Consider the following 11,369-nt stretch of genomic DNA (forward strand, 5'->3'; position numbering starts at 1 on the left):
CGTTCGGTGAATGCTGCCTTTATCGGCTGCTTGATTAGCATCTGTATGAATGGAACCAACAATCATCCCTTGCGATAAATCTCCGGATGACGAGACAACAATCACTTGCTCTCCGATATCACGCCCTTCATAAGAGCGTGTTTTACCGGCGCGGGCTTGTGTGTCTGGAATCCAGTCACTGACAAGATTGCCACTTTTTATCCGATAGCGTGCGTTTTTATGGTCGACATGGCTAATCTTCCCCACCACAACCATATTGGCCACACGTCTCTTTAGATCTGTGATCTCTTTATCGCGCCGCTCTAACATGTCCACCTTCAATTTTATGGTATTTATCTTTATTTCTCACGCCTGTTTCTGGTTCAAAGCTTAAGAAAGGTTCAACGAGTCTTGCTGTTACACTGCTTTCTTCTTCATCCATGTTGGGGATATTGGTGACGTAAGTTACGTCAAAGGTTAAAATTGCACCGTGGAGTGCTAGAGCGCCATTATCACCAAAGGCAAAAGTAATATTTTGCAGGCGGCATATCTCAACGGTGTTGTTAAGATTGGGGTTGGCATGGAAAATCTCTTCAACTTCCCATGCTAATTGGTCAACAAAACGTGCGCCATCTTCACATGTTGCATAGCATTCAACATCTACTGTTAAAACACGCCGTCTTAAGCCAAAATCATGTCCATCTTCGATGATTTCACTTTGCGTTGAGATATTAATAGCTGGCATTGTTTCAATAAATAAATTGAAATCGCGCATATTGAAAACATTGTCACCAGCTGCCGTCTTTGCTGCTTTGATCAACGTAACAAATGTTTCTCTTATCGTTTCGCGTGGATGTTTTATTGTTTTATCTCCCGCAAGATAAGTTTATACATACCGGATTCAGAGGCTTGGACATCTGTGATCACGAAGTGTTCTTGAGAAGAGGGGGCTTTGTTGTTTTCAAGAGAGAGGACCACAATACTATCTTGAGGTTTTGGTGGTATTCCCCCGATATCATTGATACAAAGATCAAGTTCCTTTCTTGCAATTGTCGTGGGGATTCTGCCTCCAGCCTCCGATTCCGAATGTTTGATGCCGTAAATCGCTGTGATACGAAAAGATTGCTGGTTGTCCTTTCGCGTGTAGATGATGGGCTGCCCAAAAGTGTTGCGTACATCTTTAACCATTTGGTTTAGCAGCCCGTGCCATCGCATGTTATTTCGCTCCAATCACGGCTTTAAACAGCATTTCTGGGCGTGTGCAGATGTAAAGCGGATAGCTATAGACTTCCGGTTTTACCCATGCATTACGGTCGTGGTCGACGATAAGCATCGTGTAGAGAGGTCTTCCAACCGTGTTGGCAAAATCCAAGCTTTCACCAGGGGAAAAGGTTTTCTGGAATACACCAGGCGCATCAACAGGAAAGAATTGACATTCGTCAGGCTTAATGCCTATGGCGCGTTTGGTTCCAGCCTTCGCACTCACATTATAGTTGTGAATGCTGCGATAATTGATAAAGGTTACACCAGCAAAGTCAAAACTGCCAAAGCTCCCCGAGCCAAGAGCACTCGGTGTTGCAACACCTCCTGCGCTATTGAGTGTTTGTGCTAAGGCTGTGTTTAAATAGGTCTCACGAATTGTTTTATGGTTTTTCAACTTGGAAAAGAATTCATTTCCACAAAGCCCAATAATCCGTGAACGATCAGAAAATGCTCCTTTTGAAGCCTCAATCATCCTCATAATGACTTGGTCAACATGGTCAGCAACATTGGTTGTCTCAACATTCAGTTTAAAGTCAATGGGCTTTGGTGGTGTGATTTCCCATTCCTTGTACCAATCGACAATCACGGAGCCATCAGCATCAAGAACAACCCCTTGAACGGCGCCGAGTTGCATATTCTCCCATGTCAATTCGATTTCAGAAATCAGTTTCTTTTGTTTTCTGGCAATATATTTCATTGCTGTCTCTAACTGATCTTCTGCGCCAAATTCACGACGGTTTTGGATTTCTTCTGATTTCACTGTATCACTTTTGGCAATCCGTGTTGTTTTGAAAAACCGAAGATTACGCCCCTCTCTATCACCTTCTGCCAAAGGTGCGCCACGTTCACTGGTTTGAATAAGCGAAAATGTGTTATCACGCCGTTCAATCCCAACCACTGTGGTGCTTGTTTCCACTTCCTCAAAAAGATTAAGAGAGCTTACAAGACCAGGTTGAAACTCATAGTTTTCAATGGCTTTCATCATTGTGATGCTTGAAAAAGCATCATGTTTAAAAAAATTCATATCCATGTGCGCATTCTCCTATCGCAATAAAATATTGTTATGGTCTTCGAGAGACTGAATGGCAGCACTTTTTTTTTCATCCGTGATGGCATCTGGCCATAGCAGTTCAGAAGCTTTTACAGTGCATAAGCGAGCTGTAATCACAGCGCGTTGATCTGCTTCAGAGGCATCAACAGTAGCAAAAGAAATTCCTGCCGGTGTTTGACTGCCATCTGATGCTGCTGGATTAAGGGGGACATAGTGTTCCGTTGCGGTTATCTTTCCCATGACAGTTCCCGCTTCAATGAATGCTCCTGATGCAAACACCACTTCTTCGTTTGACATATCCGGATCGTAGGGTCCAAGATAAGCGCCATTGCGTACGTCGTCATAAATAATATTCGTCATTTCACTGCCCTCCAAGCGGCTTCCCATTTTGCGTGAATCTTTGCTTTGCTCGTCCCATCACTATGAGGGGCATAAGGCGAGACTTTTAAAGACGCGCTTTGAGAGCTAGCAGCCGTCAACACACACTGGCGTGCTTTCTCGAGACTCATACCGTTTTGAATAGCTTTTGCTGCGTCAAAAGAAACGCCTAAGTGCTTTGCTTGCCTTTCAAGGGTTGTTAGTGCTTTTGCGCGCTTTCTTTCTTTTTCAAGAGCAGCTTTTATGTTTTCTTGCTTGTCTTCGTTGTCTTCATCCTCATCTTCGTTTTCTTCGTCGTCAAAGATTTCGGCGTTTTTGTCGATGTCACTATCGTCTTCGTCCTCTTCCTCGTCATTGATGATGTCGACGATCTTTTCGTCATCCTCTTCTTCAGCGCGGTATTGTGTGCGTGCCATGTGTTTTGTCCTTCTTTTGTTGTTGATGTTGGGTTTTGTGATATGGAATCCGTTAAGGCTTCCAAAGCTTGCGCAAGGGTGCCTTGCACATCTGCTAATCCAAGCGTGATCGCTTGGGTGCCTATAAAAGTTTCTGCCTTCGTGTCACGAATTGCAGCAGCATTTAAGCGTCTGTTTTGCGCCACCAAATCGACAAACATCTCGTAGAGCAGGGCACAATCGGCTTGCATTTTTATCTGTGCTGTATCGCTCAAGGGTTCATGAGGGTTGCCATGGGTTTTGTGATCACCTTCAAAGACAAAGGTCCATTTATGCCCGTGTTTTTCATCTGCACGGGATTGGTCAAGATGGGCACAAACAACCCCAATCGAGCCCACAACGCTCGTGCGAGCTACCCATATTTGAGAAGCAGAGCAGGCAATGGCATAAGCCGCTGAACACGCAAACTCATTGGCATGTGCCCAAATGGGTTTATTGTATTGTTTTGAGAGTGTTTGAAACTCTTCAACCAAATCAAACACACCACCGGCTTCTCCACCGCCGCTGTCAATATCAAGTAAGACAGCGCGAACATCAGGTTGTGCAATGGCTTCACGAAAAGAAGCCCTTAAACCTTCATAAGAGGTTAGCCCCGATAAAGCCCCAAGCCATGCACCACGGCGCACAAGCGTGCCATGAACCGGTATTATGGCAACATTGTTTTGTACTACATAAGTTTCAGGGGGTCTGAAAGCTTCTGTATTCTCTTGCGAATAAGCTTCAATGGGAAACTTTTCTCCCTCAAAAAGGCGTGGTGCAAGAGCATTCAAAATGATATCAAGCTTTGTCGAGGCAAGCATATGTGGAACCCCAAAAAGCCGTGATGCCAAAAACGGCATGTCGAGATTATTCACCATTTGTATGTGCCTCACTGCCTTGGTTACTTTCATAAATCTCAGAAGGGTCTGAATCTGCGGTATCAATCACTTGATTGCTAGCAGAGGGCGTTGCCATATCCGTGTCAAAAGATAAGCCGCGTGCACGAGCGTCTGTGTGCTCTTCTTCAAGTTCGGCATGAATGCTGTCGATATCAAAGCCACGCTCGGCAAGTGCCATGCGTCGTGTTTTCAAGCCTGCACGGATTTCTTCTTTTTCCGCTGAGATATCCTTGTTTGGATCAATCATTTCAAGCGGAGGCGCAAAGCTTTCACATTGAACCCATGGCAAGGGATTTTCTTCCCACCCTGGCAAATTGACACATTTGACAAGCACTGCCATTTCAACAAAACGCTCCCATATAATGCGATTAAACTGAAAGGCAATGATATGTTCACGCCATTGTTTGACGTGCCGTCTAAACTGAATGATAGAGGTACGCACATTGGAAAAATTGCCGCGCGTAACGTCTCCAGTCACAACGGCATAAGGCATATTAAGTGCTGCACAAATTTTCAAGATATTGCGAAATTGAAAAGCCTNGGAGGTACGCACATTTGAAAAATTCCCCCGCGTAACGTCTCCAGTCACAACGGCATAAGGCATATTAAGTGCTGCACAAATTTTCAAGATATTGCGAAATTGAAAAGCCTCATAAGAACCTCCAACTTCAACAGGGGTTGAAAATGTAATTTGTTTTTCGCCATCGACCACGTTAACTGAGCCAGGGTAAATTGGATGCTCTTCGGGTACCTCTTCAATCTTCTTTTCTACCTTCTGTTCAAATTTCGTTTTTTCACGATTATCCTCTAACTCTGCCTCATGAGATTCCTTCCCTGTAATAAACACTGCAAAAAGAGCCGCTGTTTTTTTTCGTTCAAGCTCTGCATCATCATAGGATTCGAGTTGAAAGATCTTTGTCATAGCGCGCGTTATTTTGGGAGAACCGCGCAATTGTCCGGCAATACGGCGCTCTTTGATGTGAAGGACCATTTCAGCAGGGACGCGCACGCGCTCTTGGCTCTCCTCAAATGCCATATTTGCAGGGACATCATCATAGGGATGATGTTCCCAGAAATGATAAGCAACGCGCTTACCACTGGCATTAAATTCAATTCCCATACGAATGTAATTGCCTTCAATCTCAGCAGGTCCATTGTAAGTTAAATCCAGCATTTCGGTTGGATAAACTTGTAATTGAAGCGGCACACCAGAGCGTCCATAAAGGTCGACATAGTGTAGTCTTACAAAGCATTCTCCGGTTAAAAAGACCTCTCGTGCAATGGTTGCTTGAAGTCCATAAAAATTGGCATCTTCATCATAATCGGCTTCATCAACCCATTGCCACCATAAGTCTAAAAGCTTTTTCTTTTCTTCTTGAAAACCTTCAATACGAGGATAAGGTTTAATCCCATCACTAACAGCCGCAGAGACCCATTCTTCTGTTGCAGACCCATAAAGAGATTCATTGTCATAAAGCCATCTTGAACGAGCAACAATGGTATCACCGCATTCTTCAATCGCTTTATTGATATGTTTTTTTGCGGGGTCAAAACCACCCATGCGACGGCTTTTACTTGCAGCTTCAAAATGGGGATTGTGTTGACGAGAAATTTTAAAAAAGCCTGTGAGTTTATTGAAAAAACCAGCCATTAATAGCCTCGTGATATATTAAAATAGAAAACGCGTGAACGCTTGCGCCCTTCAAGGTTGGCTATTTGTGTGTTCAGCATCTCAAGCGCTCTGCGCAGTTCCTCAACAGAGCGGTTGCTTACTTGCTTATCGCCATGGCGTACCGATTGTGCACCTGAATAAAGAGCTTCTTCAATTTGTTCACGCCGCCTTTTTAAACTTTCCAGTCTGTCAATTTTGCTGTTAATTGGTTCTAAAGTTTCATCCACAAATTACCTCCAATCCCCTCGCATATAAGGATTTATCATTGTTCTGAATGGCTTCTTTTGAGGCTGTGCTGTCTGAGATCTTCTTGGAGAAGGAGAGGGCACATGTTCTGATGTTGGCTGCTCTAAAGAGCCTTCAACTTTAAGTTTTTTCAGACGCTCTTCTAAGATATTGACTTCTCGATTAAGGTTTATTCCTGCCGAAATCAGACCTTGTAAAGCAGCATAAGCATAGACCCTACAGTCCAAGGCTTCGTTTCTTGCCTTTTCGCTTTTTTGCCATTCAATACGCTTGAAGCCTTTAAAATATTTGATGACTTTTCTTTCAGCGGTCAGTTGGTCAAAATATTCTCGATCAAGGCTTTTGTGAAAGTGTGTTGCACCAGCCCCCGATGCTTCAGGACCGGATTTTTTAAACCGTGCCGTGATAATATCTTTCGCGGCATCAACCCCAACAATATAAAGATTAATCTGTCCTTTATTGTTTTTGCTTGGTCGGCGCGGCCATACCGCACGCCATCCCGCTTGCCCCTTAATCCCCCAGATACGCCGCCCCTCACGCGGGCGTACATAATTATAAACTGCCTGTGTGTGTCCACCACCGGTATCAATGCAAGCAGCTGTTATTCTGATACCCTCTTTATAGCCTGGATGTGGCCAGCGTTTTGCAAGATATTCATCCAATTGGTCCCACACTTCAAAAGAAGAGGGATCACCAAGGATCACTTGATAATCAATATGCCAACTTTCTTCACTACGCCCCCATCCCACCACTTCAAGCTCTAAACGGTCATTTTGCACATCAATACCAGCTGTCAACAACACGGCTTGTTCTGGTGCCAATGGATAATCTTCACGTTTTGCATAGAGGCTATCAGGGTCAACAACTTCGCCTGTTCTGTCTTCCCATGGCTCTCCAAGAACTGTATTAATAAAAACTTGCAAAAGAGCAGGGTCTTCTTTGGCTCTTAAAAATTCGCGCGCACAATCGCCCCAAGTCAGCCATGGCGAATAAAGCGCTGAAATATGGTAAGAACGCAGACGAGGCTTACTTGACTCTTGGGTTGCGATCCAGCAAGCACCGTTTTCTTCTGCCATTAAGGTGGACTTACGATGTTCGGCATGTTCATGACCACAATGCGCACAAACAAACACAGCTTTTTCGGGGGCGCCTTTTGGCCACTTGATTTGTGACCAAACAATGGGCTGTAGAACACCACATGCATCACAAGGAACATTGTAATATCTCTGATCACCAAGCACAAAATCCTTGGCGATACGGCTTGTGTCACGGTGGGTGGGCGTGGACAATTTAAAAATTTTACGTTGAATAAAAGCAGAGGTTCGTTTTTCAGCAATTGTTACAGGATCGCCTTCATTATCGACATTCAATGGGTAAGCATCGACTTCATCCAAAACCAAATAGCGAATAGGAGAAGAACGCAATCCAGCAGCACTATTTGCTCCTGTAATCATCAATGTTCCCCCATAAAATTCCTTTGAAAACATTGTATTTCCACTGTCTCTTGCACGAGCAGGAGCAATGCGTTCACTTAAAGCAGGGCTAGCTGAAATCATCGGATCAAGACGAGACTTTGACAGTTTCTTAGCGGTCTCAACTGTCGGCATCACATAAAGGGCAGGTCCTGGACTATGATGAATGGCATAACCACAAAAGTTCAATGCTGCTTCCGACATTCCAATCTGAGCCCCCTTCATCACAACCGTTGTTTCAGTCGGATCATAAACAGAAAGATTATCCATGATCTCTCGTAAATAGGGGGTACGTATAGTCCTCCATAACCCAGGCTCAGCACTCGTAACTGTGCTCAAATAACGATTTTTATCAGCCCACTGGGAAACAGTATAAGGCGGGTCAGGACGGCGTCCTTCATTCGCATAGCAAAAAAAGAGCCCAGCACCAGAGGACGAGGGCGAAGCATCACTTATCATGTTCTGGATTCTCTTCTAAAATGTTGGGATCGTGAAAAGAAACAGGGACGACATTTTCCACTAAAGCTTTGCGCATATGATGATCGATAGCTCCAATAAGGCTCGCAGCATCACATCCCACTTGCGCTGCAATTTCAGTACCAAAGCGATAGGCAAAATTGAGCATTGTATCTCGATGCGCTCTTCCAAAATTCCATGCTTCTTTTCTCACTTCTTCACGATCAACAGTGGTTTCGCGTAACTTTTCCAGAGCAATCTTTTCTTTTGCTAGCGCAACTTGCATTCGCTCCAGTTTTATCTTGTATTCATTGGCTCCATCTGTGGAGGCTTGTTTGACCTTTGTTCGCGGTTGACCATCAGGCGCTAAAAATGGGGCAGGGCGCTTTGTTGGATTCTCATTCCAGATGCTTGTGGCAAGCGCTTCATTGACAGAACCATCTTCAAAAAGAGCCGCATCAAATTTACCTGTCTTTATCCGAGAAACCACCGCATTATGTGAAACACCCATCTTCTTCGCAAACGCACGAACCGATAAACCCTTACGATTCTTCTTATTCATAGTTGCTCCATTTTGAATGGTATATACGAATTATTGTACACTTTAATTATTGACAAGGTTTTATTTTTCGTGTACATAAAATATATGAAGATAGTGTGGGATGAACCAAAAAGAGCTTTAAACATTGTTAAACATAAGCTTGATTTTGCTGATGTTATTTACTTTGACTGGGAACATGCTCTTATTGATGCAACACATTCAAACCGCATAAAGGCTATTGGACATTTTGCGGATGACACAACAGTTATTGTTTTTGCAAAGCTTGGCAATGAAGCGATATCCATTATCAGTTTTCGTCAAGCGAATAAAAAAGAAAGAGAGGTTTTCAATGACTATCAAAAAAACCTTTAAAACAGGATGTGGCTACACAAAAGAAGATTGGGACGCTGTGGATTCCCCATCACTAACAGATGAAGAACTTGCACGCTTAAAGCCAGCTAAAGATGTTTTACCACCTTCCTTTTTTAAATATGTAACAGAAGAACGCCGTAAACGTGGGCGTCCACCCGTTGAATCTCCCAAACAAGCGGTTACTCTACGCCTTGACCCAAACGTTATTGCTTCTTTTAAAAAACAAGGAAAAGACTGGCGAACACGTATGGGTGAAGTTTTAAAAAAAGCAAGTGGCAGCTAAACCAACCACCTCCCCATTGTTGATAACGGGGAGGAGAGATGTGTCTTAATCTAAGCAGCTTTTACGACAGATCTTTCTAAGACTTGTTTTGCTTCTTTGATTAAAGCTTTATAATGTTTGCTTTCTTCTACCAATGTAAAGGCTTTGACAAGATGCATATGGAGAGGTCCATAAATGTAAACAGCCTTTTTAGTTGGAGACATTTTATCCCAATCTTTTGGGAAAGCAAAACGTATATCATNCTCTAAAAAATGTGCTTTACAGTTGAAATTAAACTTCAATTGTATTACATTGAAATACAGTTACAAGAGGAGAAGTCATTATGGCTGCCAGTCGTATGGTTCAAGCGCGTGTACCAGAAGAAATTCAAAATATCGCTAATCAAGTTATTCAAGCTTCAGGTTTATCAGTAAGTGATGTTGTGAGAGTGTTGATGACGCGTATTGCACAAGATAAAGCTATTCCGTCCTTCTTATTTCAACCTAATGCGGAAACTATAGCGGCTTTTGCAGAACTAGAGGAAGGTAACTTAAAAAAGTTTCATTCCGTAGACGAATTATTTAATGATCTCTATGCGGACGATTGAACGTACCACTATCTTCAAACGTGATTTCAAGCGTGAAATGAAAGGACGGTATCGGCATCTTTTAGATACTGATTTGCGCCAAATCATTGCAGCATTAGCAAATGATCAACCTTTAGAACCTCGATATCATGACCATGCATTGACTGGGAATTGGAGCAATTATCGAGATTGCCATATTCGACCTGACTTAGTACTGATTTATCGCTTGATTGGTCAAGATCGATTGATTTTAGTGCGTCTGGGCTCCCATTCAAAACTTGATCTTTAAACCACCTCCCCATTTTAAGAACGGGAAGGGGAGTTCTATTTTTTTAATTAAGCAACCTTTTTAATGGGGTTGTCTAAATTTGGTTCATAAGTTCGCAACAAAGAATCCATACGATGTGGAAGTTCTGAAGCTCCAAAATCTGTCAAAATTGCCAAGATTTTTGTAATATTGGGCACGTCATCTTGAAGCTTTAAAACCAGAGCATCTACGACCGATTCCATAACCTCAACTATAGCATTGCAGTCCTCATCTCCAATGCCTCGATGATTAGAAAGCTTAAACAATGCCATCCATAAATCGCACAAAAAATCGACACTGCTATTCATTGCACACCCCCAAAGATTTGTTCTCTCAAACATGCCAATCCTCTGGATGTGATTTTCGTTGAAGGCAGTACCTTTTCTGTACCATCTGGTCTTTGGATAGTGATAGCAGGACAGTCCATGAAACCTTTTTTGATTTTATCCTGATAAGGTAACAGAGGCGCCCCTGGAGCCCGTCGATACACCCAATCATGTTTACGCAAGTAATTGGTTAAGTCCTTTGGGCGCACCTCCAACATCTTCGCTGCTTCGATAAGACCGAATAAACCATCAGAGCGTTTTAAACCTTCCAAAGCTTCTGCTTTAGGCTTGAGTGTACTCACCTCATTTCTTAAGTCTTCTAATTGATTGATACTCTCTAAAAGGAGCTGTTTAATCGTAAGAGGATTTTCCAAAGCATTGGCAAGATTTATTTGTGGTGTTGCTACTTGTCTTTCCAATTCTTGCCAGCGGTCAATAATCTTTGCTCGTAAAGCAGTGCTGTAACCCGAAACAAGAATTAAACATTCACGTTTGGGAAGATTGTAGCAAGGAAGAGTACGACCTGTTGAATCTCTGTAGAATCCTGCAAATTTACTCAGCTCAATTTTGAGCTCAGTGAGTATTTGCCGAATATCCCGCATAACATTCCGATGTTCTTTACCACATAATTCTGCAATTTCACGACTCGACATAGTCTGAGTGGTAGCACTATTAGCAGTGCTTTCTTTAATTTCTATAAGTGTGTTCACTGTGAACTCCTTGGTAATAGAGGTTTTCTATTGACACTCTAAAAGAGTGCCGGGTGCTAGAAAACACGGTACCAAGTCCGTCGTCACACCTTTCCCGTGAGGGTATTGTATAGTGTAACTACACCCGACAAGACCGTTATATGCTACAGCATATAATGAGTCAAAATCTTTAATTTTCAGAAGACTGATTATTTCGGCAACCAATCCGCTTGGTATTTTAAGGTGTTTTCTAGGCACCTAATTCGAAAATAGACATTGACGCAACAATGTCAAGAATAAAAATAATTTTTATCTAAAAATAATCACATACTGTATAGTGTACATATTGAAATTATTATTTATCAATGAGTTAAGTGTACAATGTACAGTCAATTTGAAAATTCTGTCGCTAGCGATAGTTCGCGCTCGCCTGCCC

At 42.8% G+C, this 11,369-nt stretch carries 18 protein-coding genes; 4 read left to right on the forward strand and 14 right to left on the reverse strand.

Features of this window, described 5'->3' with window-relative positions:
• The 11 genes from ACFILU_RS01970 to ACFILU_RS02020 form a co-directional block, all read right to left on the reverse strand.
• Nucleotides 1–309: phage baseplate assembly protein V (locus tag ACFILU_RS01970; protein ID WP_375674512.1), on the reverse strand; the 309-nt coding region annotated here is incomplete at its 3' end.
• Complete coding sequence (locus tag ACFILU_RS01975) at nt 290–799, reverse strand: hypothetical protein (protein ID WP_375674514.1); 510 nt, start codon at nt 797–799, stop codon at nt 290–292. The genes ACFILU_RS01975 and ACFILU_RS01970, both read right to left, overlap by 20 nt.
• A gap of 38 nt (nt 800–837) precedes the next feature.
• A complete protein-coding gene (locus ACFILU_RS01980) occupies nt 838–1,194 on the reverse strand; it encodes a hypothetical protein (RefSeq protein ID WP_375674515.1) in 357 nt (118 codons plus the stop codon).
• Between the two features lies 1 nt (nt 1,195).
• Entirely contained in the window at nt 1,196–2,272 is a 1,077-nt protein-coding gene (locus ACFILU_RS01985; RefSeq protein ID WP_375674516.1) for a major capsid protein, read from the reverse strand.
• Between the two features lie 12 nt (nt 2,273–2,284).
• Nucleotides 2,285–2,653 carry a head decoration protein gene (locus ACFILU_RS01990; RefSeq protein WP_375674518.1) on the reverse strand — a complete coding sequence of 123 codons (369 nt, stop codon included), beginning with the start codon at nt 2,651–2,653 and terminating at the stop codon, nt 2,285–2,287.
• Nucleotides 2,650–3,030 carry a hypothetical protein gene (locus tag ACFILU_RS01995; protein ID WP_375674531.1) on the reverse strand — a complete coding sequence of 127 codons (381 nt, stop codon included), beginning with the start codon at nt 3,028–3,030 and terminating at the stop codon, nt 2,650–2,652. Before ACFILU_RS01995 ends, ACFILU_RS01990 begins: the two co-directional genes overlap by 4 nt.
• Complete coding sequence (locus tag ACFILU_RS02000; protein WP_375674520.1) at nt 2,913–3,983, reverse strand: S49 family peptidase; 1,071 nt, start codon at nt 3,981–3,983, stop codon at nt 2,913–2,915. The genes ACFILU_RS01995 and ACFILU_RS02000 overlap by 118 nt, the downstream gene beginning before the upstream one ends.
• A complete protein-coding gene (locus ACFILU_RS02005; RefSeq protein ID WP_375674521.1) occupies nt 3,973–5,655 on the reverse strand; it encodes a phage portal protein in 1,683 nt (560 codons plus the stop codon). Before ACFILU_RS02005 ends, ACFILU_RS02000 begins: the two co-directional genes overlap by 11 nt.
• Entirely contained in the window at nt 5,655–5,903 is a 249-nt protein-coding gene (locus ACFILU_RS02010) for a phage head-tail joining protein (protein WP_375624120.1), read from the reverse strand. Before ACFILU_RS02010 ends, ACFILU_RS02005 begins: the two co-directional genes overlap by 1 nt.
• Before the next feature lie 3 nt (nt 5,904–5,906).
• Nucleotides 5,907–7,853, reverse strand: a complete 1,947-nt coding sequence (locus tag ACFILU_RS02015) for a phage terminase large subunit family protein (RefSeq protein ID WP_375674523.1) — start codon at nt 7,851–7,853, stop codon at nt 5,907–5,909.
• Entirely contained in the window at nt 7,843–8,412 is a 570-nt protein-coding gene (locus ACFILU_RS02020) for a hypothetical protein (RefSeq protein WP_375674524.1), read from the reverse strand. The genes ACFILU_RS02015 and ACFILU_RS02020 overlap by 11 nt, the downstream gene beginning before the upstream one ends.
• Before the next feature lie 84 nt (nt 8,413–8,496).
• Here ACFILU_RS02020 and ACFILU_RS02025 point away from each other — a divergent pair, with 84 nt between their 5' ends.
• Together ACFILU_RS02025 and ACFILU_RS02030 are read left to right on the forward strand one after the other, a co-directional pair.
• On the forward strand, nt 8,497–8,763 hold the full coding sequence (locus tag ACFILU_RS02025; protein ID WP_375674526.1) for a BrnT family toxin: 267 nt from the start codon (nt 8,497–8,499) through the stop codon (nt 8,761–8,763).
• Nucleotides 8,741–9,046 (forward strand): BrnA antitoxin family protein, encoded by a 306-nt coding sequence (locus ACFILU_RS02030; protein ID WP_375674527.1) that lies wholly within the window; start codon nt 8,741–8,743, stop codon nt 9,044–9,046. The genes ACFILU_RS02025 and ACFILU_RS02030 overlap by 23 nt, the downstream gene beginning before the upstream one ends.
• Nucleotides 9,047–9,096: 50 nt before the next feature.
• Here ACFILU_RS02030 and ACFILU_RS02035 read toward each other — a convergent pair whose 3' ends face one another.
• Nucleotides 9,097–9,249 (reverse strand): hypothetical protein, encoded by a 153-nt coding sequence (locus ACFILU_RS02035; RefSeq protein WP_375674528.1) that lies wholly within the window; start codon nt 9,247–9,249, stop codon nt 9,097–9,099.
• 119 nt (nt 9,250–9,368) lie between these two features.
• Between ACFILU_RS02035 and ACFILU_RS02040 the strand changes: the two genes are divergently transcribed.
• Together ACFILU_RS02040 and ACFILU_RS02045 are read left to right on the forward strand one after the other, a co-directional pair.
• The gene (locus ACFILU_RS02040; protein WP_375674529.1) at nt 9,369–9,632 is read left to right on the forward strand and encodes a type II toxin-antitoxin system RelB/DinJ family antitoxin; all 264 of its coding nucleotides are present in this window, start codon (nt 9,369–9,371) and stop codon (nt 9,630–9,632) included.
• A complete protein-coding gene (locus ACFILU_RS02045) occupies nt 9,619–9,900 on the forward strand; it encodes a type II toxin-antitoxin system YafQ family toxin (protein ID WP_208438264.1) in 282 nt (93 codons plus the stop codon). Before ACFILU_RS02040 ends, ACFILU_RS02045 begins: the two co-directional genes overlap by 14 nt.
• A gap of 47 nt (nt 9,901–9,947) precedes the next feature.
• On the opposite strand, the gene ACFILU_RS02050 is transcribed toward ACFILU_RS02045, so the two are convergent.
• Nucleotides 9,948–10,226, reverse strand: a complete 279-nt coding sequence (locus ACFILU_RS02050; RefSeq protein ID WP_006589100.1) for a hypothetical protein — start codon at nt 10,224–10,226, stop codon at nt 9,948–9,950.
• On the reverse strand, nt 10,223–10,954 hold the full coding sequence (locus tag ACFILU_RS02055; protein WP_375674530.1) for a phage antirepressor KilAC domain-containing protein: 732 nt from the start codon (nt 10,952–10,954) through the stop codon (nt 10,223–10,225). The genes ACFILU_RS02050 and ACFILU_RS02055 overlap by 4 nt, the downstream gene beginning before the upstream one ends.
• Nucleotides 10,955–11,369 lie beyond the last annotated feature (415 nt).

This window comes from Bartonella sp. CL100XZDX, assembly GCF_042195375.1.
In the GTDB taxonomy this organism is placed as follows: domain Bacteria; phylum Pseudomonadota; class Alphaproteobacteria; order Rhizobiales; family Rhizobiaceae; genus Bartonella.

What these genes read in the sequence shown, in the direction of transcription:
- ACFILU_RS01980 (WP_375674515.1), bottom strand. Translation starts at nt 1,194, where the DNA reads ATGCGATGGCACGGGCTGCTAAACCAAATGGTTAAAGATGTACGCAAC.
- ACFILU_RS01985 (WP_375674516.1), bottom strand. Translation starts at nt 2,272, where the DNA reads ATGGATATGAATTTTTTTAAACATGATGCTTTTTCAAGCATCACAATG.
- ACFILU_RS01990 (WP_375674518.1), bottom strand. Translation starts at nt 2,653, where the DNA reads ATGACGAATATTATTTATGACGACGTACGCAATGGCGCTTATCTTGGA.
- ACFILU_RS02000 (WP_375674520.1), bottom strand. Translation starts at nt 3,983, where the DNA reads ATGGTGAATAATCTCGACATGCCGTTTTTGGCATCACGGCTTTTTGGG.
- ACFILU_RS02015 (WP_375674523.1), bottom strand. Translation starts at nt 7,853, where the DNA reads ATGATAAGTGATGCTTCGCCCTCGTCCTCTGGTGCTGGGCTCTTTTTT.
- ACFILU_RS02020 (WP_375674524.1), bottom strand. Translation starts at nt 8,412, where the DNA reads ATGAATAAGAAGAATCGTAAGGGTTTATCGGTTCGTGCGTTTGCGAAG.
- ACFILU_RS02025 (WP_375674526.1), top strand. Translation starts at nt 8,497, where the DNA reads ATGAAGATAGTGTGGGATGAACCAAAAAGAGCTTTAAACATTGTTAAA.
- ACFILU_RS02030 (WP_375674527.1), top strand. Translation starts at nt 8,741, where the DNA reads ATGACTATCAAAAAAACCTTTAAAACAGGATGTGGCTACACAAAAGAA.
- ACFILU_RS02035 (WP_375674528.1), bottom strand. Translation starts at nt 9,249, where the DNA reads ATGTCTCCAACTAAAAAGGCTGTTTACATTTATGGACCTCTCCATATG.
- ACFILU_RS02040 (WP_375674529.1), top strand. Translation starts at nt 9,369, where the DNA reads ATGGCTGCCAGTCGTATGGTTCAAGCGCGTGTACCAGAAGAAATTCAA.
- ACFILU_RS02045 (WP_208438264.1), top strand. Translation starts at nt 9,619, where the DNA reads ATGCGGACGATTGAACGTACCACTATCTTCAAACGTGATTTCAAGCGT.
- ACFILU_RS02050 (WP_006589100.1), bottom strand. Translation starts at nt 10,226, where the DNA reads ATGAATAGCAGTGTCGATTTTTTGTGCGATTTATGGATGGCATTGTTT.